The sequence below is a fragment of the Amycolatopsis rifamycinica genome, assembly GCF_000695625.1.
Lineage (GTDB): Bacteria > Actinomycetota > Actinomycetes > Mycobacteriales > Pseudonocardiaceae > Amycolatopsis > Amycolatopsis rifamycinica.
The window spans coordinates 148,170-170,488 of the sequence record NZ_JMQI01000051.1 but is presented as its reverse complement, the minus strand read 5'-3'; the positions used below and the strand labels follow the sequence as shown (position 1 = coordinate 170,488).

The following is a 22,319-nucleotide window of genomic DNA, read 5'->3' as shown; positions in this document are numbered from 1 at the left end:
CAGGTATGGCGAACACCGCACTGGGCGCCGCCCTGCGTCACTGGCGCGACCGCGTCCCACCCCAGGCCGCCGGCCTGCCCGCGGGCGCTCGCCGTCGCGCCGCCGGGTTGCGCCGCGAGGAGCTGGCCCAGCTGGCCGGCATCTCCGCCGACTACGTCGTCCGGCTCGAACAGGGCCGCGCCACCAGCCCGTCGGCCCAGGTCGTCGAGGCACTGGCCCGGGCTCTGCGCCTGACCCGGGACGAACGGACGCACCTGTTCCGCCTGGCCGGCCTCGTGCCGCCGGGCCCCGGCACGGTCCCGCGGCACATCACCCCCGGCGTCCACCGCATGCTGGACCGCCTCGCCGGCACCCCCGTGGCCGTCTTCGACGCGGCCTGGAACCAGCTGCTCGCCAACCCGCTCTACACGGCCCTCATGGGCGATTGGCACGGCAACGACCGCAACGCCGCCTGGCGCAACTTCCTCACCCCGAACACCCGGGTGCGCGACACGCCGGAATCCCGCGACGCCCTGCAGGCGGCGCTGGTCGCCGACCTGCGCCGCACCGCCGGCAGCTACCCCGACGACGCCGGCCTGCGCTCGCTCATCGCCGACCTCCGGCGGCTCAGCCCGCGCTTCGCCGAGCTGTGGCGATCGGGCGCGGTCGGCCGGCACGACGCCGCCCGCAAGACGATCGACCACCCGGACGTCGGCCCCCTGACCCTGGACTGCGACGTGCTCGAAGCCCCGGGCAGCGACCTGCGGCTCATGGTGTACACGGCCGAGCCGGGCAGCGATGAGGCCGACCGTCTGGCGCTGCTGGGCGTCATCGGGACCCAGTCGCTCGCCGAACGGGGTTAGGGCGTCGTCCGGCGGGTGCCGTCGCCGAGGGGTTCGGTCCGGCCGGCCGCGTCCAGGCGTTCCAGCAGCGGGATCATCACCCGCCGCGTGCTGTCGAGGGCTTTGCGGGCTGCCGAGACCGTGAACGGCTGCGGTAACCGCCGCAGTTCCTCCGCCGCTCGCTCTTCCGCGTCCGGCCCGAGCACGACTCCGTCGGCCACCGCGGTCAACCGGCCCAGCCGGACCGCCGCCGCCAGCTCGCGCCGGCCGAGGCCCAGTGCCCGCAGCTCGTCCGCCTCCGGGGCGCGGAACGGGTGCTCCGCGAGCCGCTTGACGACCACCTCGATGGCCTTCTCGATCGCCGGCGCCAGGCCGGCGCCGGGGCGGCGGACCAGCCCGCCCCCCACCTCGAACCCGGTGCCCCGCAGCACCGGAACGACCAGCTCCGGGGCCGGCAGCCCGAGCCGTTGCCGCAACGCCTCCACCGGGACGCCCGCGGCCGTGCTGTCCCACGCGCCCACGATCCCGGCCGCCTGCGCGCGCAACGCCGCGAACCGCTCTTCGTCCGCGCACCACTCGCCGAGGCGCTCCCCGGTCTCCGGCAGGCCGAGCACGGCGAAGTCCTCCGCACGCACGAAACCGTCGCGGCGCAGGTAAGTCCGGGCGAGGTCGGGGTCGGTCAGCTCGCGGCCGCGAGCCCGCGCCGCGCCCCGGCGGGACAATGCGGGCGGATCGACGTCGAGGACGTCGAACCCGGCGGCGATCCGGTGCTCGCCGGGATCGCGGACCAGGCCGCGGTCCCCCGTGCGCAGCGGCAGCGCGGCCGCCGTGGTGAGGCGGGCCGTGTCCGTCCCGAGTGGACGGACGCGCACCGGCACGGCCGCCGTGCCCAGGTGCAGCACCAGTTCGCGGTGCAGGTCCGCGGCCGCCGCGCCGCGCAGCCGGACGTCGAACTCGGCCGTCGTGCGCCAGCGGCCCGGGGTGAGCAGGACGTCGCCGCGCCGGACGTCGGCGCGTGCCGTGCCGCGCAGGTTCACCGCGACGCGGGCCACGGCGGCGACGCGGTCGCGCGGTTCGCCGAGCGCCTGCAGGGCGCGGACCTTCACCCGTGCCGATCCCAGCAGCAGCTCGTCGCCCGCGGTGATCGTGCCGGCGGCCAGCGTGCCCGTGACGACCGTGCCCGCCCCGGAAACCGTGAAGGCGCGATCGATCCACAGCCGGACGTCGGCGTCCGGATCGGGGACGGGCAGCCCGGCGGTGAGGTCGCCGATCGCCGCGCGCAGGCGGTCCAGGCCCGCTCCCGTCGTCCCGCTGACGGCGACGCTCGGGACCGCGCCCAGCGACGTCGCCGCGATCTCCCGCAGCGCGAGCGCCGTCGCCGCGGCCGGGTCGGCGCGGTCGGCCTTGGTGACGACCAGCAGGCCGCGGCGGACGCCGAACGCGGCCAGCGCCGCGAGGTGCTCGGCCGACTGCGGCATCCAGCCCTCGTCCGCGGCGACGACGAACAGCACCGCCGGGGCCGGGCCGGCGCCGGCGAGCATGTTCGGGACGAACCGCTCGTGGCCCGGCACGTCGACGAACGCGACGTCCTCGTCGCCGATCCGGGTCCACGCGAAGCCGAGGTCGATGGTGAGGCCGCGGCGGCGTTCCTCGGCCCACCGGTCCGGCTCCATCCCGGTCAGCCGCCGCACGAGCGTGGACTTCCCGTGGTCGACGTGCCCGGCGGTGACGATCACCCGCATCGGCGGACCGCTTCCCGCAGCGGCGCGTCCTCTTCCGGCCGGACGGTCCGCAGGTCGAGCAGGCAGCGGTCCTTGACGGTCCGGCCGGCCACCGCGGGCTCGCCCGTGCGCAGCGCGGCCGCGTACCGGGCGGGCAGGCTCACCGCGACGCTGGGTAGTACGACGCCGGGCGCGCCCCCGCCGCCGACGGCCGCCACCGAGTCGACCACCAGGGCATCGACGTCCCCCAGGGCCTTGACCAGCGCTTCCGCGCGTTGCCGCAGGTCCGCGACGGACGCTTCGAGCGCGGCGCGCACCGGGGGTTCCGGCCCGCGCAGCGTCGCTTCGAGCGCGGCGAGGGTGAGCTTGTCGACGCGCAGCGCCCGGGCGGCCGGGTGCCGCCGCAGCCGTTCGACGACGTCGGCGTCGCCGAGCAGCAGGCCGGCCTGGGGGCCGCCGAGCAGCTTGTCGCCGCTGGCCGTGACGATCGTGGCGCCCGCCCGCAGCGCGCTCGCCGCGTCCGGTTCGTCCGGCAGGAGCGGGTGCGGGGCGAGCAGGCCCGAGCCGATGTCGGCGACCAGCGGCACGCCGAGCCCGGCCAGCTCGCCGGCTGCGGCTTCCGCGGTGAAGCCGGTGACGCGGTAGTTCGACGGGTGGACCTTGAGCACGAACCCGGTGTCCGGGCCGATCGCCGCGGCGTAGTCGCGGACCGACGTCCGGTTCGTGGTGCCGACCTCGCGCAGCCGCGCGCCGGCCGACTCCAGGAGGTCCGGGATGCGGAAGCCGTCGCCGATCTCGACCAGCTCGCCCCGGCTGACCACGATTTCCCGGCCCGGGGCCAGCGCGAGGGCGCAGAGCAGCAGGGCGGCCGCGTTGTTGTTGACCACGTGGACCGCGCCGGCGTCCGGCACGGCCGCGCGCAGCGCCGCGAGGGCGCCGCGGCCGCGGCGGGCCCGGTCGCCGGTCGCGAGGTCGAATTCGACGTCGGTGGCCCCGCCGGCCGCGACCAGGGCGTCGAGCGCGGCGGCCGAAAGCGGCGCCCGGCCGAGGTTGGTGTGCACGATGACGCCGGTCGCGTTGACCACCGGCCGCAGCGAGGACGCGCTCGCCGGCAGCCGCGCGAGCACGGCTTCGGCGACGTCGCCCGGGGCGATCTCGCCGGCCCGCGCGGCCCGCTGGACGTCGTTGACCACGGATTTCACCAGCTCCCGGCCGAGCGAACCGGCGGCCTTGGCGATCCGGGGCTCGGCCAGGATCGCGTCGGTCCGCGGGATCGCGCGGCGGGGGTCAGGCATGGCGGAGGCGGACGGGAATCGAACCCGCCAGCGGCAGTACCTGCCGTTCGACGGTTTTGAAGACCGCGCCGGTCACCAGGCCGGATACGCCTCCCTGCACCATGGCAGCCATCCTGCCAAGTTCGCGCCGGGCGGGCACGATGAACCGGTGGGTTACCGACTGACGCAGTACGCGCACGGCGGCGGCTGCGCGTGCAAGATCCCGCCCGGCGAGCTGGAGGCGGCCGTGGCCGGCCTCACCGGTGTCATGCCCGCTGATCCCCCGGGCGAGCTGCTCGTCGGCCTGGACACCGGTGACGACGCGGCCGCGGTCCGGATCGCCGGGGGCACCGCGCTGATCGTCACCACGGACTTCTTCACCCCGGTCGTCGACGACGCCTACGACTGGGGCCGGATCGCCGCGGCCAACGCGCTCTCCGACGTCTACGCCATGGGCGGCACGCCGGTGGTGGCGGTCAACCTCCTGGGCTGGCCGCGGGAGACCCTGCCGTTCGAGCTGGCCGCCGAGGTGCTGCGCGGCGGCCTCGACGTCTGCGGCGAGGCCGGCTGTCACCTGGCCGGCGGGCACAGCATCGACGACCCGGAGCCGAAGTACGGGCTCGCGGTCACCGGCGTCGCGGATCCCGCGCGGCTGCTGCGCAACGACGCGGGCCGCGCCGGCGTGCCGCTGACGCTGACCAAGCCGCTCGGCATCGGCGTGCTCAACTCGCGCCACAAGGCCACCGGCGACCGGTTCCCGCAGGCCATCGAGGCGATGACGACGCTCAACGCGCCCGCGTCCCGTGCCGCACTGGCCGCCGGGGTGTCCTGCGCCACCGACGTGACGGGGTTCGGCCTGCTGGGGCACCTGCACAAGCTGGCGCGCGCGAGCGGCGTCACGGCCCGGCTGGACCCGGCGGCGGTGCCGTACCTCGACGGCGCGCGGGAGGCGCTGCGCGACGGGTACGTCAGCGGGGGAACGCGGCGCAACCTCGACTGGGTGCGCCCGCACGCCGACCTGTCCCGGATCTCCGAGGACGAAGCGTTGCTGCTGGCGGACGCGCAGACGTCCGGGGGCCTGCTGGTCGCCGGCGAGCTGCCGGGTCACCCGGTGATCGGGTCCCTGGAACCGCGGTCGGACCACACGATCGTCGTGGGCTGAGTTTCCGTCCCGGCGGCCCCGGGTACGCCGGTGGGGAGAACGATCAGGAGGTGTGCGATGCCCGCTCCGGACCGGACCAGCCTCGAACAGCACCTGGCCGAGACCGAGTACCCCTGCGGCCGCGAGGAGCTCCTGCGCCGCGCCGCCGCGGCGGGCGGCGGCGACTCGGTGCTGGGCTCGCTCGGCGGGCTGCCGGACAGCGACCGGTACGACAACTTCGACGCGGTGTGGGAAGCGGTGTCGGCCAAGCACATCGGCGGGGCGCCTTAGGCGAGCCGCTCCACGGCGTCACGGGCTTCCTTGAGGTCGGCGCCCGTGCTTTCGCGGTAGGCCTTGATCGCCTGGATCTTCTTGCCCTGGCGCAGCAACGCGGTCACCTCTTCGAGCTCCGGCTCCGCGAGGGACACCCCGAGCCGGTCGGCGATCGCGTCGAGCTTCCGTTCCACCCGCGCGAGGCGGCGATCGACCCGGCCGAGCTTGCGGTCCGTGGCCGAGGACCCCAGTCCGACGACCGCGACCAGCGCGACGACACCGAGCAAGAGCATCCCGTAGTCCATACCGGGCATGCTAGCCCCGGGAATTGTCGGTGCCGGTGGTTAAGGTGACGCCATGACCACACTGACCGGCCGCCCGCACACCGCCCTGCTCGTCGTCGACGTGCAGAACGGCGTGATGGAGTCGGCCCACGACCGCGAATCCGTCCTGGCCAACCTCGTGACCCTGGTGGACAAAGCCCGCGCGGCGGGCACCGAGGTGGTGTGGGTCCAGCACACCAGCGACGAGCTGCCGCGCGGCAGTGAGACCTGGGAGTACGTGCCGGAACTCGTGCGCCGCGAGGGGGAACCGTTGGTGCACAAGGAGTACGGCGACTCGTTCGAGGACACGGACCTGGAGGAGGTGCTGGCGGCCCGCGGGATCGGGTCGCTGGTGGTGGCGGGCGCGCAGACGGACGCGTGCATCCGCTCGACGCTGCACGGGGCACTGGCGCGCGGTTACGACGCGACGCTGGTGGCCGACGCGCACACGACGGAGGATTTGTCCGCTTATGGTGCACCGGCGCCCGAGCAGGTGATCGCGCACACGAACATGTATTGGCGGTACCAGACGGCGCCGGGACGGACCGCCGGGACGGTGGAGACGGCCGAGGTGGAGTTCGGGGTGAAGGCGCCGGCGTGAGGCTGGTCTCCGCGGCCGGGGGGTAGGGGTCCGGAGGCAGATGTGGGGGCGGCCGGTTGGGTGGGGGCGGTCCTCCGGGGCGAGGGGGCGGCCGGGGCGCCGGGGCCGGTCCTCCGGGGCGGAGGCGGCCGGTTGGCCGGAGCCGTTCTCTCGGGGCGAGCGGCAGTTGGGTTGGCTGGAGCCCGTTCTCCCGAGGCGAGAGGCGGCCGGGCTGGCCGGGGCCGTCCTCCCAGGGCGAAGGCGGCCGGGCTGGCCGGAGCCCGTACTCCCGAGGCGAGAGGCAGCCGGGCTGGCCGGAGCCCGTACTCCCGAGGCGAGAGGCAGCCGGGCAGGCCGGAGCCGTCCTCCCAGGGCGAAGGCGGCCGGGCTGGCCGGGGCCGTTTCTCCCGGGGCAAGGGTTCTCCCGGGGTCGGCCGGGGCCGCTTCTCCCGGGCGAGGGCGGCCGGTGGGCCGAGGTGTGAAGGGCCGGGCGCGGAAATCCGTGCAGGGGCGGGCAGCGCCGAGGACCAAGGAGCACCAGCCGCCCCTTGCTGGCCGGCTCTCGCGTTACTCCCGCTCGAAACCGTACGCGCGCTCCACCCTCGCCACCTCGATGTGGTAGTTCGCGTACCACTGCTCCCGGCCGCGGCGCTGGGCCTCCAGGTGCTCCGGGTGCTGCTGCCACGCCGCGATCGAGGCGGCGTCCCGGTAGTACAGCACCGTCAGCTCGCGGCCCTGCGGGTCCGTTCTCGACTCGCGGCCCAGGTAGCCCGGCTGGGCTCGGCCCAGCTCGGCCATGCGCTTGTCCATGGCCTCGTAACCGTCCAGGTTGGCCGCGTCCAGAGTGCTCGTGATGATCACCGCGTAGTACGGGGGTTCGGGTCTGGTGAACGACACCGCCGGAGCGTAAGCCGCCCGTTCCCGAGGCCCAAGTGGTTTTCTCAGCCTCCGCGCAGGTGGTCGCGCAAGGCGCGGGCCACCCTGGCCATCAGGATCTCCGCCTCCGGCTGGAGGACCGCCGGGACCCTCGACTCCGTCAGCGCCACCACCGCGAACACCGCTCCGTCCGCGTGCTCGACCACGCCCATCTCGTGCCGCAGATTCAACAGCGTTCCCGTTTTCGACGACCACCGGGCCGCGTCCGAGGCGAAGTCGGGGGTCAGGCGGTGGCGGAGCACGTTGTTCGCCATCAGCTCGCGGACGCCGCGGGCCACCTCCGCGTCGATCTTCGACGCTGTCCACAGCGCCTGCAGGAGCTCGACCAGGGCCCGGGCCGACGCCGAGTTCGCGCGCGTGACGTCCAGCTGCGGGAGGCGGTGACCCCGGCCGGCCGTCGACGCGCCGATCGCCAACGCCTGGGCCAGGTCGCCCTCGCCCGTCTCGAAGCGCTCCGCCGGGGTCTCGACGAGGTCGCGCATCAGGTGACGGACCGCGATGCCGGCCAGCCCCCACTCCCCCAGCATCCGCATCACCTCGGCGGGCGGGGTCAGTCCGAACAGGACGTCGGCGGCCGTTCCGTCGCTCAAGGACGTGCTCAGGTACAGCAGGTCGCCGAGGGCTATCCGGGCCGGGTGGCGGAACCGGGTGAGGCCGATCGGGCCGGGGGTGGTGACGCCGCCGGGGGCGACCTCCAGCCGGGTCGCCGCGTCGAGCTCGCCGCGGTGGACGCGTTCCAGGGTGGCCGCCGCCAGGGGGACCTTGACCAGGGAGGCGATCGGGTACTCGCGGTCCGGGTCGATGCCCAGCTCGGTGCCCGACCGCAGGTCGCGAACCAGGAACGACCCGCGCAGGCCGCCTTCGTCCAACGCCGTGCGCAGGTCCCGGACCAGCGCTCCGGCCGTCATCGCCCGACTCCCAGGCACCCGCCCACCAGCCGTCATCGCCCGGCCCCCAGGCACCGGCCCACCGCCTCGCGCAACGTCGTCCGCAACCGGTCCGCGTCCTCGGCCAGGGCCGCCGCCACCTCGTAGCCGCGGGCCACGTCGAGCTCGCCGATCGGGCGCCACGGCAGTCCCAGCTCTTCGGCCTGCGCTGTCGAGCACAGCAGCAGGTCCTCCGTCGCGTACACCTCCGCGGCCGCCGCCGTGAGCGAATCGGCCACCGCCACCTGGGCCGGGGACAGGCCCACCGCGTCCCGTACCCGCAGCACCCGGTCGCGGACGTGCGGGACGTCGTCCTCCGGCTGGATCCGGACACACCGCCGCGGGCCGGCCGAACGGCCCGCGCGCAACGTCTCCAGGTGCACGACCCGGCTCGGCCCGAGCGCCGCCCCGGCCACCCCCAGCGGCACCGACCACACGGCCTCTTCGGCCGGGACAGCGGTGAGCGCCGCGCGCACCTCGCTCGTGCGGACGAGTTCGGCCCGCTCCCCCGGCCCCGCCGCGCGGAACTCCAGGTGGATCTCCAGCGCGCGGGCTTCGGCGGCCAGCCCGGCCAGCTCCCGCACCCCGCAGGTGGCCGGCACGGCCACCCGCACGGGCCGCTGCCGGGCCCGCTTCGCGTCGTGTTCCATCGCCTCCGCCAGCTGCACCAGCCGGCGTGCCGCGGGCAGCACGTCCCGGCCGAACGGCGTGAGCCGCGCCCGGCGGGTCGAGCGGTCGAACAGCCGCTCCCCGAAGTGCCGTTCGAGCGCGGCGATGCGCCGGCTGGCGACCGGCTGCGGGATCCGGGCCAGCGCCGCACCCGCCGTGAAACTCCCCGTCTCGCTCACGCTCACGAACGCCCTGCAACCACCGACCAGGTCCACGACCTGATCTTATGCCGGTTCCGCATCGAACCGCGCACTTCCGTCTTGGACAGCATCAACGAACGGCATGAGACTGCGAAGGACGATCAACACCGGAAGGAAGTCCCCGTGCCGTTCCCCCGAGCCCGGCGGGCCGCGCTCGCCGCGCTGCTCCTCGTCCCGCTGACCGCCTGCACCGCGGAAGCACCCAAGACGGCCCCCGCCGCGATACCGACGTCAGCGCCGCAGCCGGACTTCGCCCCGCTCGAACGCGGCTTCGACGCCCGCCTCGGCGTGTACGCGATCGACACCGGGTCCGGCCGCGAGATCGCCCACCGCGCCGACGAGCGGTTCGGCTACGCCTCGACCCACAAAGCGTTCTCCGCCGCCGCCGTGCTCCAGCGCACCAGCCGCGAAGGCCTCGCGAAAGTGCTGACCTACCGCCGGGCCGACCTGCAGCAGAACTCCCCCGTCACCGAAAAGCACGTCGGCACCGGCATCCCGCTGCGCGACGCGATCGACGCGGCGTTGCGCTACAGCGACAACACGGCCGCGAACCTGCTGTTCGATCAGCTCGGCGGCCCGCCGGGGCTCGCCGCCGCGTTGCGCGCGATCGGCGACACGACCACCCACGTCGACCGGACCGAACCCGCGCTCAACGACTTCGCTCCCGGCGACATCCGTGACACGAGCACCCCGCGCGCGATGGCCGGGACCCTGCGCGCCTTCGCCCTCGGCGACGCGCTGCCGCCGGAGAAGCGGACCCTGTACACGGACATGATGCGCGCCAACACGACCGGCGCGACCGTGATCCGGGCGGGCACGCCGGCCGGCTGGGCCGTCGCCGACAAGACCGGCACCGGCGACTACGCCACGCGCAACGACATCGCGGTCGTCTGGCCGCCGGGGCGGGCGCCGATCGTCCTCGCGATCATGTCCAGCCGCCGGGCCGAGGACGCCGGCCACGACGACCGGCTCCTCGCGCAGGCGGCGAAGCTGACTTTCGACGCCTTCCAGGGAAGCTAACCGAAGAGCCGGAGCGCCTCCGCTTCGACGTCGTCGAGCCAGGCGGCCCGCTGGGCCGCGCCGGCGTCGGCCACCACCCGCAGCACCAGCCGGCGGACCTCCGGCTCCCCGAGGTAGGGCGCGAGGCAGCGCCGCCAGATCGCGTCGAGCGGGTCGCCGAACAGCGTCCGCTCCCGCTCCTCGGGGGTGTCGGAGGTGTTGACCACCAGCAGCCGCCGCAGGGACAGCAGCGGCTCGGGCGCGCCGCCGGCGTCGTCGAGGCGGTAGGCGACGCCGGGGACGAGGATCCGGTCGAGCCAGCCCCCGAGGATCGCCGGCGGCTTGCCCCACCAGTTCGGGTGGATCGCGACGAGCCCGCCCGCGGTGCGCAGCTCCTCCCGGTGCCGCCGCACCAGCGGGTCCGGTTCGACGGCGAGGAACGCCTCCGCCCGGGTCCCGCTGGTGTAGGCCTCGGTCTCGGTCAGCACCGGGTCGAAGCCTTCGGCGTACAGGTCGTGGAACCGGACCGGCACGCCGGCCCGGTCCAGCCCGGCGACCACCCGGGCGGCGAGGGCGTGGTTGAAGCTGCCGGCCCGCGGGTGGGCCAGCAGCACGACCACCGGCGCGGTCATCCCGTCATCGCCACCAGGATTCGCCGCCGGCCGGTGAACGGCTCGCGGCCGTGGGCCATCAGCATGTTGTTGATCACCATGACGTCGCCGGCCTGCCACGGGAACGCGTAGCTGACTTCGTCGTAGACCTCGCGGATCTTCTCGATGTCCGAGACCGGGATCGGGCTGCCGTCGGCGAAGTAGGCGTTGCGCGGCAGGTCCTCCTCCGGGTACAGCTCCAGCAGCGCCTCGCTCACCTCCTCGCCGAGGCTGGCGACGTGGAAGAGGTTGGCCTGGTTGAACCACACGGTGTCGCCGGTGTGCGGCTCGTCCACGAAGGACGGCCGGACGTGCCGGGTGCGCAGCCCTTCCTCGGTCCACTGGTGCGTCTGGCCGTGGCTCGCGCAGTACTCCTCGACGGCCGCGCGGTCCTCGGTCTGGAAGGCCTCCTGCCAGGTCAGGCCGAGCCCTTCGCGGAACGCGCGCGTGTAGGTGACGCCGCCCGCGAACCGCTCCCGGAGATCTTCGGGCAGCAGGCGGTACATCGCCCGGCTGTCCGCGATCGGCGTCGCGCCGCCGGTCTCCGCGGCGGTGTCACACAGGAAGAACAGCCGCGCCGGCCAGCTCGCCGAGTAGGAGTTCTCGTTGTGCATCGGGATCGGCTCGGCCGGCGGGTACTCGGTCGAGGTGTAGATGTTGCCCGCCACCGCCGAGCGCGGGGTCGACCGCTCGGTGTAGCTGAGCAGCGCCCCGCCGATCGTTTCGGTGACCTTGTGGAACAGGTCGAGATCGGCGGGCAGCCCGCGCAGCAGGATCGCGCCGTGGTCGCGCAGGTGCGCCTGCAGCCGCGGCCGGTGCGCCTCCACCGTCGCGAAGTCCGCGGCCGGGAAGACGGCGATCGTGGTGTGCTCGTTGCCCTGCAGCTCCAGTGGCGCCGCGGAGGTCGCAGCGGTCATGACTCCTCCAGTTCGAATCGGACAAGCTTGGCGGCCTCGGCGTGCAACGCGGCCAGGTCGTCGGCGTCGGCGAAGCCGGCGACGAGGACGTTGACGGCGTAGATCTCCTGGTCGTCGGTGAGCACCTGGCCGGGGGAAACGATGGTGACGACGTCGAGGACCTCGGGCAGGTCCGCGACTTCACCGGTGCCTTCGACGCGCACCAGCCGCCCGGCGCCCTCGGCGTAGACGACCAGGTACCCGACCGGTACCGGCAGCCCGGTGCCGCGCGCGGGCGGTGGCGTGCCGAGGGCGAGTGAGACGGCTTCGGCGGTGACGTCGATGCCGGTGGCGAGCTTCAGCAGCGCGGGCTGCGCGCCCCCGGCGGGGCGGCCGGCGTTGACCTCGACGACCACCGGCCCGCGCTCGGTGTCGTCGATCACCTCGACGTGCGCGACCGTCTCCTCGAGCCCGAGGGCGAGCACCGCGGCGGACGCGGCCGACCGGATCGCCCCTGCCCGCTCCCCGGACAGGCCGAACGGCGGGCACACCATGCCGAGCTCGAACTTCCGCTCGTCGATCAGCGGTTTGCCGACCACGGTGACGGTCTCCGCGGCCCCGTCGCGGACGAGCACGTCGACCGCGTACTCGGGACCGTCGAGCAAGCTCTCGACGAGGAACACGCGCAGCGGGTCGATGCCTCCGGGCAGCGGGCGGTGGTAGCGCGCGTCCGGGTTTTCCGGCAGCCGGGTGGCCAGCACCTCGTAGGCGGCCACCAGTTCGTCCACAGTAGACGCTGTGCGGACGAGGGTGCTGGCCGCGCCGTTGACCGGCTTGACGATGGCCGGGAGCCCGACCCGCGCGGCGATCGCCGCGGCCTCGGCCGGGTCGGCGAACAACGCGGCCCGCGGCCCCGGCAGTCCCGCTTCGGCCAGTTTCTCCCGGACCGCGAACTTGTTGTGCGCCAGCGTGAACACCGACGCCGGGCAGCGCGCGACACCGAGCCGCTCGGCGATCAGGGCCGTGGTCGCGATGATCCCCTCCGCCGCGGTCAGCACCGCGGCGGGGTCCCGGTCCCGGAGCGCGTCGGCGACGGCGGCGACGTCCCGGACGTCCTCGACCACCACGAACCCGTCCACCAGGGGGCTCAGTGCGGCCCGCTCGGCGTCGTCCAGGGGCTCGGTGACGAGTTCGGCCCGCCACCCGGATGCCCGGACGGCGGCCGCGAAGTCCCCGATCCAGTGCCCGTGCGTCTCGCGGACGATGAACGCGGTCTTCACCCGACCTCCAGCCGGATCAGCTTGCTCGCCTCGGCGTGCAGGGCCACCAGGTCGTCGTGATCGGCGAACCCGGCGACGACGAGGTTGACCGCGTACGTCTCCTGCTCGTCGGTGAGCACCTGGCCGGGCGAAACCGTCGTGACGACGTCGACGACCTCCGGCAGCGCGGCGACCTCGTCGAGCCCGCCGATGCCGGTCAACGTCCCGGAACCGGAGGCGTAGAGGATCAGCATCGCCAGGGGGATCGGCAGTTTCGCCGGTTCCCGGCCGGGCGGTGGCGCGCCCAGGGCGAGGGCGGTCAGCTCCGCGAAGACGTCGATGCCGGTGCGCAGCTTGGCCAGCAGCGGCATGATCGAGCCGGCCGGGCGGCCCGCGTTGACCTCGACGATCGTCGGGCCGCGCCGCGCGTCGTCGATCACCTCGACGTGCGCGACCGTGTTGTCCAGCCCGAGCGCGAGCACCGCCGAGCACGCCGCCGCCGTGACCAGCGCCGCCCGCTCCGGCGAGAGGTCCGCCGGCGGGCACGACAGCACGAGCTCGAACTTGCGTTCGTCGATCAGCGGCTTGTCGAGGAGCTCGACCGGCTCGGCGACACCGTCGCGGATCAGCACGTCCACCGCGTACTCCGGGCCGTCGAGGAAGCCCTCGACCAGGAACGTCGCCGACGGGTCCAGCGTCCCCAGCGGCCGGCGGTAGCGCGGGTCCGCCGACTCGGGAAGGCGGGCGGCCAGCAGCTCGTACGCGGCCGCCAGCTCGTCCACTGTGGACACCGTGCGCACCAGGTTGCTGCCGGCGCCGTTGACCGGCTTGACGATCGCGGGCAGCCCGACCCGCGCCGCCACCTCCGCGGCTTCCGCCGCCGAGGAGATCACCGCGAACGTGGTCCCGCCCAGCACCTCCCGGACCGCGAACTTGTTCGCGCACCGGGCGAACACCGACGCCGGGCACCGGGCGACCCCGAGCAGCTCGGCGACGCGGGCGGTGCTCGCGATGGCCCCGTCCGATCCGGTCAGCACGGCGGCGGGCGGCCCGAACCGCGACCGGATCGTCTCGGCGACCGCGTCGGCGTCGTAGACGTCGTCGACGGCCACCACGTCGTCCACCAGTGCGGCCAGCGACGTGCGCTCGGCCGCGTCGACCGGCGGGGCCAGGAGCACCGCGCGGTGCCCGGCCGCGTGCACCGCGGCGGCGACCTCGCCGACCCAGTGCCCGCGGGCTTCCCTGATCAGCACCACGGTGCTCATGCGGCCTCCTTCCCGGCGAGCTTGCGCTCCCGTTCCCGCGCGCCGACGAGGTCGTCCGGCAGCGAATCGGGCACTTCGGTGTCGAACCGGCGCAGCAGCCGCACGCTGAACCCGCCGGCGTTGATCAGCAGCAGGATGAGGGCGTAGCCGACGTAGGCGAGCCCGACGCCACGGCCTTCGCCGGTGCCCAGGACCGCGCCGATCGAGCCGGACAGGGCGCCACCGGGCGCGAGCAGCGGTGAGAACCAGCCGACGGCCAGCGGCGCCAGCACCGCGAACCCGATCGGCAGCGTGGACCAGGTGATCGTCTGGTTGATCGCGAACACCCGGCCGTGGTAGCGCTGCGGCACCTTGACCTGCACCAGGGTGGCGTAGATGCCCTGGGACACCGCCATCGCGGCGGCCAGCAGGAACACCCCGGCCGCGACGACGACCAGCGACGGGCGCAGGCCCATCACCAGGCTGCCGAGCGCGATGCCGACGTTGCCGAACAGGACACCGACCATCCGCCGGGTGCGCGGGCCGCCCCACAGCGCCATGCCGATGCCGCCGGCCACCGCGCCGATCGCTTCGGCGAGCGCGACCTGGGCGACGTCGGTGACCGTCCCGAAGGACAGCACCAGCGGCGAGACGAGCACCAGCGCGGGCGCCAGGAAGACGTTGGCCAGCGCGAAGTACAGCAGCATCGTGCGGAAACCGCGGTGGTTCCACGAGTACTTCAGCCCGCCCGCGATCGCCGTCGGCAGCGGTTCGCGCGGGCGCCAGCCCAGCAGGTCGGGGAACCGGACGAACAGCAGGCTGACGATGGCGAAGACGTAGCTCGCCATGTCGAGGACTAGGATCCCGGACAGCTCGATCGCCGCGAGCAGCCCGGCCGCGATCACCGGCATGAGCAGCTGCGCGAAGCCGTTGGACAGCTGTGCGAGGCCCATCGCGTGGCCGAGGTACTGCTTCGGCACCAGCTGCGCCACCGACGACTGGTAGGCGATCCGCTGGATCGACCCGGCGACCGAACCGAGCGGGATCAGCACGTAGAGGAACCACAGCTGCAGGTTCCCCGCCGTCAGCAGCAGCGCCAGCGCGAGCTGGATGGCCCCGGCGAACGCGCTGGCCGCGATCATGATGCGACGGCGGTCGCCGCGGTCGACGAGCGCACCCGCCACCGGCAGCACGAGCACCCCGCACAGCAGCGCCAGCGCCCAGAGCAGGCCGAGGTCGGTGACCGAGCCGGTCTTCGTGTAGAGCCAGATCGGCACCGCGAACGACGTCAGCGCCGAGCCGGTCGAGGAGACCAGCTGGCCGGCGGTGACCGTGACGAACCGGGTCATGCTCGGCTGCACCGCGGGCTTCTCGTCCACTGTGGACGTATGGGTGTCGTGCACGGCCCAGCCGGCGTCCTCGCCCCGAGCCGAGACGTGCAGGTCGCCGGGGTCGTCGAGCACCGGGTACACCCGGGTGAGGATTTCGGCGAGTTCTTCCGCGCGGTAGCGGAGGAAGAAGTGCCCGGCCTGGTCCAGCACGACCAGCGCGGTGCGGTCGGTGAGGAACTCCCATTCGCGGTAGCGCTCGGCGTAGTAGTCGGTGACCGGGTCCTCCGAGCCGACGACCGAGACGATCGGCGCGCGCAGCTTGGCCACGCGGGCGTCGAGCAGGCCGCTGAAGTACTCCTCGGCGGCGCGGCTGTCGGCGCGCATGTTGCTGATGATCCGGTCGGCCTGCGCCGGGTCGAGGTCGTCGGTGTCGACGCCCATGCCCTTGAGCCAGTTCGCGTAGTACCGGTTGCTGCGCAGCTTCTCCAGCCGCGTGCGCAGTGTCCCGACCGCGCCCTTGATCCGCGCGAACGGGAAGATCGCGCCGATGTGGACGACTTCCAGCTCGCGTCCGCGCTCCTCGAGCCGCCGGGCGACGCCGACGGCGAGCGCGTTGCCGACCCCGCAGTGGCCGTAGATGGCCAGCGGGCCGTCGACGCGCTCGAGGACCTCGTCCGCGAGCCGCTCGACGAGTTCGTCGAACGGCACGGCCTCTTCGGAGAGCCCGACGTCGTGGCCGGGGATCGCCACCGAGAACAGCGAATACCCGCTCGGCAGCGCGTCCGCGAGGGGCTGGTAGACGATCGCGCTGCCGCCGCCGTACGGGAAGCAGACGTAGGTCAGCGTCGGCTGCGCGACCGGCTTGGTCAGCTCGTACAGCAGGTGGCCGGAGTCGTCGCGGTCGCCGGCCAGGAACACCGCCAGCCCGCGGATCGTGCGGTGCTGGAACAGGTCCATCACCCCCGCCTGGTGCCCGGCCTTGGCGATCCGCGCCACGACCTGGGTGGCCAGCATCGAGTGGCCGCCGAGGTCGAAGAAGTCGTCGTCGACGCCGAGCTCCTCGACCTTGAGCACGTCCCGCCAGATCCCGGCGAGCAGCACCTCCAGGGGCGTCGACGGCTCGACGAGAGCCGTGGCCGCGTCCCGGGCCGCGACCGGCGCCGGCAGCGCCTTGCGGTCGAGCTTCCCGTTCGGCGTCAGCGGCAGCTCGCCGAGGGTGACGAACGACGGCGGCACCATGTAGTCCGGCAGGCTCCGCTTCAGCGCCGTCCGCAGCGCACCGGGGTCCGCGTCGCCGACGACGTAGCCGACCAGCCGCTTGTCCCCCGGCGTGTCCTCGCGCACGAGCACGGCCGCGTCCCGGACGCCGTCCTGCTCGCGCAGCGCCGTCTCGATCTCGCCGAGTTCGATGCGCAGGCCGCGCAGCTTGACCTGGTGGTCGAGGCGGCCGAGGAACGCGATCGTGCCGTCGGGCCGCCAGCGCGCGAGGTCGCCGGTGCGGTACATCCGGCCGCCGTGGAAGGGGTCGGCGACGAACCTCTCGGCCGTCAGCTCCGGCCGGTTGTGGTAGCCCAGGGCCAGCCCGACGCCGGCGATGTGGAGCTCGCCCGGCACGCCCACCGGACAGGGGGTGCCGCGCTTGTCCAGGACGTAGATCCGCAGGTTGCGGATCGGCGCCCCGATCGGCACGGACGCGACTCCGGCCAGGGCTTCGGGCTTGCAGTGCCACGCGGTGACGTCGATCGCGGCCTCGGTCGGGCCGTAGAGGTTGTGCAGTGCGCAGTGCGGCAGCCGCCGGACGAACTCGCGCGCGGTGTCCGGCGGCAGTTCCTCGCCGCTGCAGACGACCCGCCGCAGCGCGACCAGCGACTCGGCACCGGCTTCGGCGAGGAACAACGTCAGCATCGACGGCACGAAGTGAGCGGTCGTGATGCGTTCCCCCGCCAGGAGTTCCCGCAGGTAGGCGGCGTCCTTGTGGCCGCCGGGCTCGGCCAGCACCAGCCGGGCGCCGGTCATCAGCGGCCAGAAGAACTCCCACACCGAGACGTCGAAGCTCGCCGGCGTCTTCTGCAGCACCGCGTCCGACGCGTCCAGGCCGTATTCGCGCTGCATCCAGTCGAGGCGGTTGACGATCCCGCGGTGCCCGTTCGGCACGCCCTTCGGCCGCCCGGTGGACCCGGAGGTGTAGATGACGTACGCCGGATCGTCCGCGCTCGCCAGGGGTTCCGGGGGCGTGGCCGAGCCGGTCAGGTCGTCGAGGACGACGACGGTCGCTTCGCCCGGCGGGAGGGTGTCCCGGAGGGCGGCCTGGGTCAGCACGACCGGCGCGGCGGCGTCTTCGAGCATGAACGCCAGCCGGTCGGCCGGGTACTCCGGGTCGAGCGGCACGTACGCGCCCCCGGCCTTGAGCACCCCGAGCAGCGCGACGACCAGGTCGAACGACCGCTGCGCGAACACGCCGACCAGCGTCCCCGGTCCGGTCCCGAGCTCCCGGAGGCGGTGCGCGAGCCCGTTGGCGCGTTCGTCCAGCTCGCGGTAGGTCAGGGACTCGCCGCGGAAGGTCAGCGCGGGCGCGTCGGGGGTGCGGACGACCTGGGCTTCGACCAGCGAGTGCAGCGTGCCCGGCGGGATCTCGCCCGCGGTGTCGTTCCACCGGTTCAGCACCAGGTCCCGCTGCTCGCCCAGGACGTCCAGCTCCGACAGCCGCCGGGCCGGATCGGCGACGATCGAGCGCAGCAGCGTCACCAGGCGGCCGGCCATGCCGGCGACCGTTTCGGTGCCGAACAGGGCGGTGTTGTGCACGAACTTGCCGATCAGCCCGGAGGAAACCTCGATGGCGTGGAACTCGAAGTCGAACCGGGTGGCGGGCAGGTCCATCGGCAGCCAGCGGAAGTCCACTTCGGACTCGACGGCGGCACCCATCCGGCCCATTTCGTAGTTCTGCAGCACGAACATCGCCTGGAACACCGGTGACCGGCTCACGTCCCGCGGTACGCCGAGGGCGTCGACCAGCCGCTCGAACGGGACGTCGGCGTGTTCGAACGCGTCGAGCACGTGCCGCCGGGTCCGGGCCAGCAGCTCGGCGAAGGTCGGGTCGCCGGTCAGCTGGGCCCGCAGCGGCAACATGTTGACGAACATGCCGACGACGCCTTCGAGCTCGGGCAGCCCGCGCCCGGCCGACGAGGACCCGACGGCGAAGTCGTCCTGCCCCGAGTAGCGGGCCAGCAGGACCTGGTAAGCGGCCAGCAGCGTCATGAACAGCGTGACGCCGTGTTCGCGGCTCAGGGCACCGAGGGCGCGGGCGAGGTCCTTTTCGACGAAGAACTCGTGGATCGCGCCGTCGAACGTCTGGGTCACCGGCCGCGGGTGGTCCGCCGGCAGCTCCAGGGGTTCGACGCCGTCGAGCGCGGCCCGCCAGTGGTCGAGCTGCCGGTCCAGTTCGGCGCCGGTCAGGGTCCGGCGCTGCCAGTGCGCGAAGTCGCCGTAGCCGATGGGCAACGCGGGCAGCGCGGCCGCCGTGCCGTGGTAGTGGGCCGCGAGGTCGCGCAGGAGCAGGTCGACCGACCAGCCGTCGCCGGCGATGTGGTGCGTGCACACGGCCAGGAGGTGTTCGTCGTCGGTGATGCGGGCCAGGGTGGCGCGCAGCAGCGGACCGGTGGCCAGGTCGAACGGCTCGGCCGCGGCGGCGTCGACCGCCGCACGGGCCGCCGCCTCGCTGCCCGCGTCCACGACGGACAACGGAACGGTGACCTCCGGTTCGATGTGGACGGCCGGCCGGCCGTCCTCCCCGGCGGAGAACCGCATCCGGAGGGCCTCGTGCCGGGCCGGCAGAGCGTCCAAAGCGGACTGCAGCACGGCGGTGTCGAGCCGGCCGGTGAGCCGGATCGGCACCGGGATGTGGTAGGACGTGGTGCCCGGAGCGAACTGCTCCATGAACCAGACGCGTTCTTGCTGGTAGGACAGCGGGACGGGGTCGCCGTCCGGGCGCCGGGTGATGGTCGCGGCCGGCTCGGCGCGCCGCCGGAGCCGCCGTTCCAGCAACGCGCGGCGCGCGGCCGCGCTGCCGGTTTCGTCGATCGTCGTCACGCCGGCCCGCCTTCGGCCAGCTGGGCCCGCACCTCTTCGTCGCTGAGCTGGTCGAGGTCGGCTTCCAGGCGGCGCTCGACCTCGGCGGCCAGCTCGGCCACCGTGGTGAACGAGAACAGCCCGCGGACCGGGAGGTCGACACCGACCTGCTTGCGGATCCGGACCATCGCGCGGATCGCCAGCAGCGAGTTGCCGCCGTGGGCGAAGAAGTCGTCGTGCACGCCCAGCTTCTCCACGCCCAGGAGCTCGCCGAGCACCTCGGCGACCAGTTCCTCGGCCGCGGTGGACGGCGCCACGTACTCCGCTTCCCCGCCGAGCTCCGGGTCCGGCAGCGCGGCCCGGTCGAGCTTGCCGCTCGCCGCGACCGGCAGGGCGTCCAGCGTCACGAACACCGTCGGCACCAGGTACTCCGGCAGGGTGGCCCGCAGGGCGTCGGCCGCGCCGTCCGCGCGGCCGACGACGTACCCGACCAGCGTCCCTTCGCGGACCGCGACGGCCGCGTCCCGGATGCCCGGCAGCTCCCGCAGGGCGGCCTCCACCTCCCCCGGCTCGATCCGGAACCCGCGCAGCTTGACCTGGTCGTCGGTCCGGCCGAGGTATTCGAGGGTGCCGTCGCGACGCCAGCGGGCGAGGTCGCCGGTGGCGTACATCCGCCCGAACAGCCCGTCCGGGAACCGTTCGGCGGTCAGTTCGGGCCGCCCGAGGTAGCCGTGGGCGAGCTGCGCGCCGGCCAGGTGGAGCTGTCCGGCGACGCCGGGCGGCACGGGCCGCAGCCGGTCGTCGAGGACGTAGGCGCGGGTGCCGGGGACGGGGCGGCCGATCGGCACCGGCCCGGTGACGGGCCCGTCGAGCCGGTGGGCGACGCAGCCGACCGTCGCCTCGGTCGGGCCGTACTCGTTGGTGACGGCGATCCCGGAGAACGGCCGCACGGCCTCGCCCATCAGCGCCTCCCCGCCGAGCACCAGGTCACCGGTCGGGTAAGACTCCTCCGGCAGCACGGCGAGGTGCGTCGGGGTGGCCTTGACGAAGTCCGGCCGTCCGGAGTCCACGATGGATCCGCCCGCGGTCGGCGGGCCGAGCAGCGTCGTGACCGTCAGGTCGAAGGACGCCGACGTGTGCAGCAGCGCGCGGCCCGCCAGGCTCGGGTACGCCTCGCGCGCCCAGCCGAGGTAGGTGGCGAGGGCCCGGTGCCCGACCTGGACGCCCTTCGGCCGCCCGGTCGAGCCGGACGTGTAGATGACGTAGGCGATGTCGTCCGGCCCCGGCCCCGCGGGGTTGTCCTCCGAGGACTCCGCCCACACCGCCGGGTCGCCCAGGTCCAGGGTCTCGGCGTCGAGGGAGACGTCCCCGGCGGTGAGCACCAGCCGGGCGCCGGCGTCGGCGAGGATCAGCGCCCGCCGCTGCGGCGGGTCGGCGGGATCCAGGGGCACGTAGGCCGCGCCGCTCTTGAGGGCGCCGAGGATGCCCACGACCAGGTCGGCCGAGTTCGGCGCGCACACACCCACCACGCCACCGCCGCCGAGGCGGTGCGCGACGCGGTTGGCCCGCGCGTTCAGCTCGGCGTAGGTCAGCCGGACCCCGCGGAGGTCGACGGCGACGGCGTCCGGCGTCGCCCGCACCTGGTCTTCGAACCGCGCGACGACCAGCGGGGCGTCCGCGGCGGCCGAACCGCTCCACTCTTCCAGCACCTGGCCGCGCTCGGCATCCGACATCAGCGGCAGGTCGGCCACCGCGACGGCGGGGTCCTCGACCGCGGCCGTGAGCACCCGGAGGTACCGCTCCACCATGGACTCCGCGGTGGCCCGGTCGAACAGGTCGGTGCGGTAGAGCAGCCGGCCGCCGGTCGCGGTCAGGTCGATGGCGACGTCGTCCTTGGCCGTCGCGTAGCGGACCGGTTCGATGCCCGAGTCCGGGATGAAGTTGAAGCCGAGCTGGTACAGCGCCTGCACCGCCGGATCGCGCTCCGGGCGGACCTCCTCGGCGACCAGCTGGAACGGCACCCGGCCGTGCTCGATCGCGTCCAGCACCGCGGTCCGGACCCGGGCGACCAGGCCGGCGAACGACGGCGAGCTCCCGCAGTCGACCCGGATGGCGAGCTGGTTGACGAACATGCCGATCAGCGGCGCCAGCTCCGGCAGGTCGCGGCCGGCGACCGGCACTCCCACCACGATGTCGTCCGTCCCCGACAGCCGCGACAGCAGCGCGGTGTACCCGGCGAGCAGCACCATGAACGGCGACGCCGACAGCTCGCGGCCCACCTCGCCGACGCGGTCGAGGAGGCCGTCGGGCAGGGCGAAGTCGACCTGGTCGCCGGCGAACCCGAAGTCCGCGGGCCGCGGCCGGTCGGTGGGCAGGCTGTGCACCGGCGGGAGCCCGGCGAGCCGCTCGCGCCAGTAATCGAGCTGGGCCCGGACGAGCGGCAGCCGGCCGCGCTGCCAGGCCGAGTAGTCGGCGTACTGGATGGCGAGCTCGGGCAGCTTCGGCAGCCGTCCTTCGGCGACGGCGTCGCAGGCTTCGTTGAGCTCGTTCGCCAGCACCAGCACGGATCCCGCGTCGAACACGGTGTGGTGCACGACGAAGGTGAGCAGCCAGTCCGCGTCGCCGAGCCGGCACAGCTGCGCCCGCCACGGCGGCGCGGTGTCCAGCGGGATCGGGCGGCGGGCGATCGCCTCGGCGAGTTCGGCGGCGCGGGTCTCCCGGTCGGGGAACTGGCGCAAGTCGTGCACTTCGGGGTCGATCGGGACGTCGGCGTGCACCACCTGGACGAGGTCGCCGCCGTCCATCCGGAACGCCGTCCGCAGGGCTTCGTGGCGCCCGACGACCACGCCGAGCGCGGCCCGCCACTGGCCTTCGGACAGCGGCAGGTCCTGCCGCACCTGGCAGGGGAGGTTGTACACCGGGGACGCCGGGTCGAGCTGGTTGGACAGCCAGATCCGCTCCTGCCCGAACGAGGCCGGGAACGTCCATTCCTTCGTGTCGGTCATGTCTCC

At 74.1% G+C, this 22,319-nt stretch carries 17 protein-coding genes and 1 tRNA gene; 5 read left to right on the top strand and 13 right to left on the bottom strand.

The window, feature by feature from the left end; genetic code table 11:
- Positions 1-5 precede the first annotated feature (5 nt).
- A complete protein-coding gene (locus DV20_RS24775) occupies positions 6-842 on the top strand; it encodes a helix-turn-helix transcriptional regulator (protein WP_043784203.1) in 837 nt (278 codons plus the stop codon).
- Here DV20_RS24775 and selB read toward each other — a convergent pair.
- The 3 genes from selB to DV20_RS24760 form a co-directional block, all read right to left on the bottom strand.
- Positions 839-2,563 carry a selenocysteine-specific translation elongation factor gene (gene selB / locus DV20_RS24770; RefSeq protein ID WP_043784202.1) on the bottom strand — a complete coding sequence of 575 codons (1,725 nt, stop codon included), beginning with the start codon at positions 2,561-2,563 and terminating at the stop codon, positions 839-841. The two genes, DV20_RS24775 and selB, sit on opposite strands and share 4 nt — an antisense overlap.
- Positions 2,554-3,837 carry an L-seryl-tRNA(Sec) selenium transferase gene (gene selA / locus DV20_RS24765; protein WP_043784201.1) on the bottom strand — a complete coding sequence of 428 codons (1,284 nt, stop codon included), beginning with the start codon at positions 3,835-3,837 and terminating at the stop codon, positions 2,554-2,556. The genes selB and selA overlap by 10 nt, the downstream gene beginning before the upstream one ends.
- Positions 3,837-3,931 (bottom strand) — tRNA-Sec (locus DV20_RS24760). The genes selA and DV20_RS24760 overlap by 1 nt, the downstream gene beginning before the upstream one ends.
- Positions 3,932-3,985: 54 nt before the next feature.
- Here DV20_RS24760 and selD point away from each other — a divergent pair.
- Together selD and DV20_RS24750 are read left to right on the top strand one after the other, a co-directional pair.
- A complete protein-coding gene (selD, locus tag DV20_RS24755; RefSeq protein ID WP_043784199.1) occupies positions 3,986-4,978 on the top strand; it encodes a selenide, water dikinase SelD in 993 nt (330 codons plus the stop codon).
- A gap of 57 nt (positions 4,979-5,035) precedes the next feature.
- Positions 5,036-5,248 carry a DUF2795 domain-containing protein gene (locus DV20_RS24750; protein WP_043784198.1) on the top strand — a complete coding sequence of 71 codons (213 nt, stop codon included), beginning with the start codon at positions 5,036-5,038 and terminating at the stop codon, positions 5,246-5,248.
- On the opposite strand, the gene DV20_RS24745 is transcribed toward DV20_RS24750, so the two are convergent.
- Positions 5,245-5,535: a ribosomal protein L7/L12 gene (locus tag DV20_RS24745; RefSeq protein WP_043784197.1), complete on the bottom strand. Its 291-nt coding sequence runs from the start codon at positions 5,533-5,535 to the stop codon at positions 5,245-5,247. The two genes, DV20_RS24750 and DV20_RS24745, sit on opposite strands and share 4 nt — an antisense overlap.
- A 52-nt stretch (positions 5,536-5,587) precedes the next feature.
- Here DV20_RS24745 and DV20_RS24740 point away from each other — a divergent pair, with 52 nt between their 5' ends.
- Positions 5,588-6,154 (top strand): cysteine hydrolase family protein, encoded by a 567-nt coding sequence (locus tag DV20_RS24740; protein WP_043784195.1) that lies wholly within the window; start codon positions 5,588-5,590, stop codon positions 6,152-6,154.
- A 546-nt stretch (positions 6,155-6,700) separates the two neighbouring features.
- Here the strand turns inward: DV20_RS24740 and DV20_RS24735 are convergent.
- The 3 genes from DV20_RS24735 to DV20_RS24725 are packed head-to-tail and all read right to left on the bottom strand — an operon-like array spanning position 6,701 to position 8,879.
- Positions 6,701-7,030 (bottom strand): antibiotic biosynthesis monooxygenase family protein, encoded by a 330-nt coding sequence (locus tag DV20_RS24735; protein ID WP_043784194.1) that lies wholly within the window; start codon positions 7,028-7,030, stop codon positions 6,701-6,703.
- Positions 7,031-7,074: 44 nt separating this feature from the next.
- Positions 7,075-7,977 (bottom strand): serine hydrolase, encoded by a 903-nt coding sequence (locus DV20_RS24730; RefSeq protein ID WP_043784193.1) that lies wholly within the window; start codon positions 7,975-7,977, stop codon positions 7,075-7,077.
- A gap of 32 nt (positions 7,978-8,009) precedes the next feature.
- The gene (locus DV20_RS24725; RefSeq protein WP_043784192.1) at positions 8,010-8,879 is read right to left on the bottom strand and encodes a LysR family transcriptional regulator; all 870 of its coding nucleotides are present in this window, start codon (positions 8,877-8,879) and stop codon (positions 8,010-8,012) included.
- Between the two features lie 108 nt (positions 8,880-8,987).
- Here DV20_RS24725 and bla point away from each other — a divergent pair, with 108 nt between their 5' ends.
- The gene (gene bla, locus DV20_RS24720) at positions 8,988-9,884 is read left to right on the top strand and encodes a class A beta-lactamase (RefSeq protein WP_043784191.1); all 897 of its coding nucleotides are present in this window, start codon (positions 8,988-8,990) and stop codon (positions 9,882-9,884) included.
- Here bla and DV20_RS24715 read toward each other — a convergent pair.
- Genes DV20_RS24715 through DV20_RS24690 form a run of 6 tightly spaced genes read right to left on the bottom strand, consistent with a single transcriptional unit; the run spans position 9,881 to position 22,313 of the window.
- Complete coding sequence (locus tag DV20_RS24715; RefSeq protein WP_043784189.1) at positions 9,881-10,495, bottom strand: NAD(P)H-dependent oxidoreductase; 615 nt, start codon at positions 10,493-10,495, stop codon at positions 9,881-9,883. The genes bla and DV20_RS24715 overlap by 4 nt on opposite strands.
- Positions 10,492-11,430 (bottom strand): TauD/TfdA family dioxygenase, encoded by a 939-nt coding sequence (locus DV20_RS24710; RefSeq protein ID WP_043784188.1) that lies wholly within the window; start codon positions 11,428-11,430, stop codon positions 10,492-10,494. The genes DV20_RS24715 and DV20_RS24710 overlap by 4 nt, the downstream gene beginning before the upstream one ends.
- Entirely contained in the window at positions 11,427-12,689 is a 1,263-nt protein-coding gene (locus tag DV20_RS24705) for an ATP-grasp domain-containing protein (protein ID WP_043784187.1), read from the bottom strand. Before DV20_RS24705 ends, DV20_RS24710 begins: the two co-directional genes overlap by 4 nt.
- Positions 12,686-13,933 carry an ATP-grasp domain-containing protein gene (locus DV20_RS24700; RefSeq protein ID WP_043784185.1) on the bottom strand — a complete coding sequence of 416 codons (1,248 nt, stop codon included), beginning with the start codon at positions 13,931-13,933 and terminating at the stop codon, positions 12,686-12,688. The genes DV20_RS24705 and DV20_RS24700 overlap by 4 nt, the downstream gene beginning before the upstream one ends.
- On the bottom strand, positions 13,930-19,329 hold the full coding sequence (locus DV20_RS24695) for a non-ribosomal peptide synthetase/MFS transporter (RefSeq protein ID WP_043784184.1): 5,400 nt from the start codon (positions 19,327-19,329) through the stop codon (positions 13,930-13,932). Before DV20_RS24695 ends, DV20_RS24700 begins: the two co-directional genes overlap by 4 nt.
- Entirely contained in the window at positions 19,326-22,313 is a 2,988-nt protein-coding gene (locus DV20_RS24690) for a non-ribosomal peptide synthetase (RefSeq protein ID WP_043784183.1), read from the bottom strand. Before DV20_RS24690 ends, DV20_RS24695 begins: the two co-directional genes overlap by 4 nt.
- Between the last annotated feature and the right edge of the window lie 6 nt (positions 22,314-22,319).

Excerpts from the sequence above, each read along its gene's own strand:
- DV20_RS24690 (WP_043784183.1), bottom strand. The coding sequence starts at position 22,313 with ATGACCGACACGAAGGAATGGACGTTCCCGGCCTCGTTCGGGCAGGAG.
- selA (WP_043784201.1), bottom strand. The coding sequence starts at position 3,837 with ATGCCTGACCCCCGCCGCGCGATCCCGCGGACCGACGCGATCCTGGCC.
- selB (WP_043784202.1), bottom strand. The coding sequence starts at position 2,563 with ATGCGGGTGATCGTCACCGCCGGGCACGTCGACCACGGGAAGTCCACG.
- DV20_RS24745 (WP_043784197.1), bottom strand. The coding sequence starts at position 5,535 with ATGGACTACGGGATGCTCTTGCTCGGTGTCGTCGCGCTGGTCGCGGTC.
- DV20_RS24750 (WP_043784198.1), top strand. The coding sequence starts at position 5,036 with ATGCCCGCTCCGGACCGGACCAGCCTCGAACAGCACCTGGCCGAGACC.
- DV20_RS24710 (WP_043784188.1), bottom strand. The coding sequence starts at position 11,430 with ATGACCGCTGCGACCTCCGCGGCGCCACTGGAGCTGCAGGGCAACGAG.
- DV20_RS24700 (WP_043784185.1), bottom strand. The coding sequence starts at position 13,933 with ATGAGCACCGTGGTGCTGATCAGGGAAGCCCGCGGGCACTGGGTCGGC.
- DV20_RS24740 (WP_043784195.1), top strand. The coding sequence starts at position 5,588 with ATGACCACACTGACCGGCCGCCCGCACACCGCCCTGCTCGTCGTCGAC.
- DV20_RS24730 (WP_043784193.1), bottom strand. The coding sequence starts at position 7,977 with ATGACGGCCGGAGCGCTGGTCCGGGACCTGCGCACGGCGTTGGACGAA.
- DV20_RS24715 (WP_043784189.1), bottom strand. The coding sequence starts at position 10,495 with ATGACCGCGCCGGTGGTCGTGCTGCTGGCCCACCCGCGGGCCGGCAGC.
- DV20_RS24775 (WP_043784203.1), top strand. The coding sequence starts at position 6 with ATGGCGAACACCGCACTGGGCGCCGCCCTGCGTCACTGGCGCGACCGC.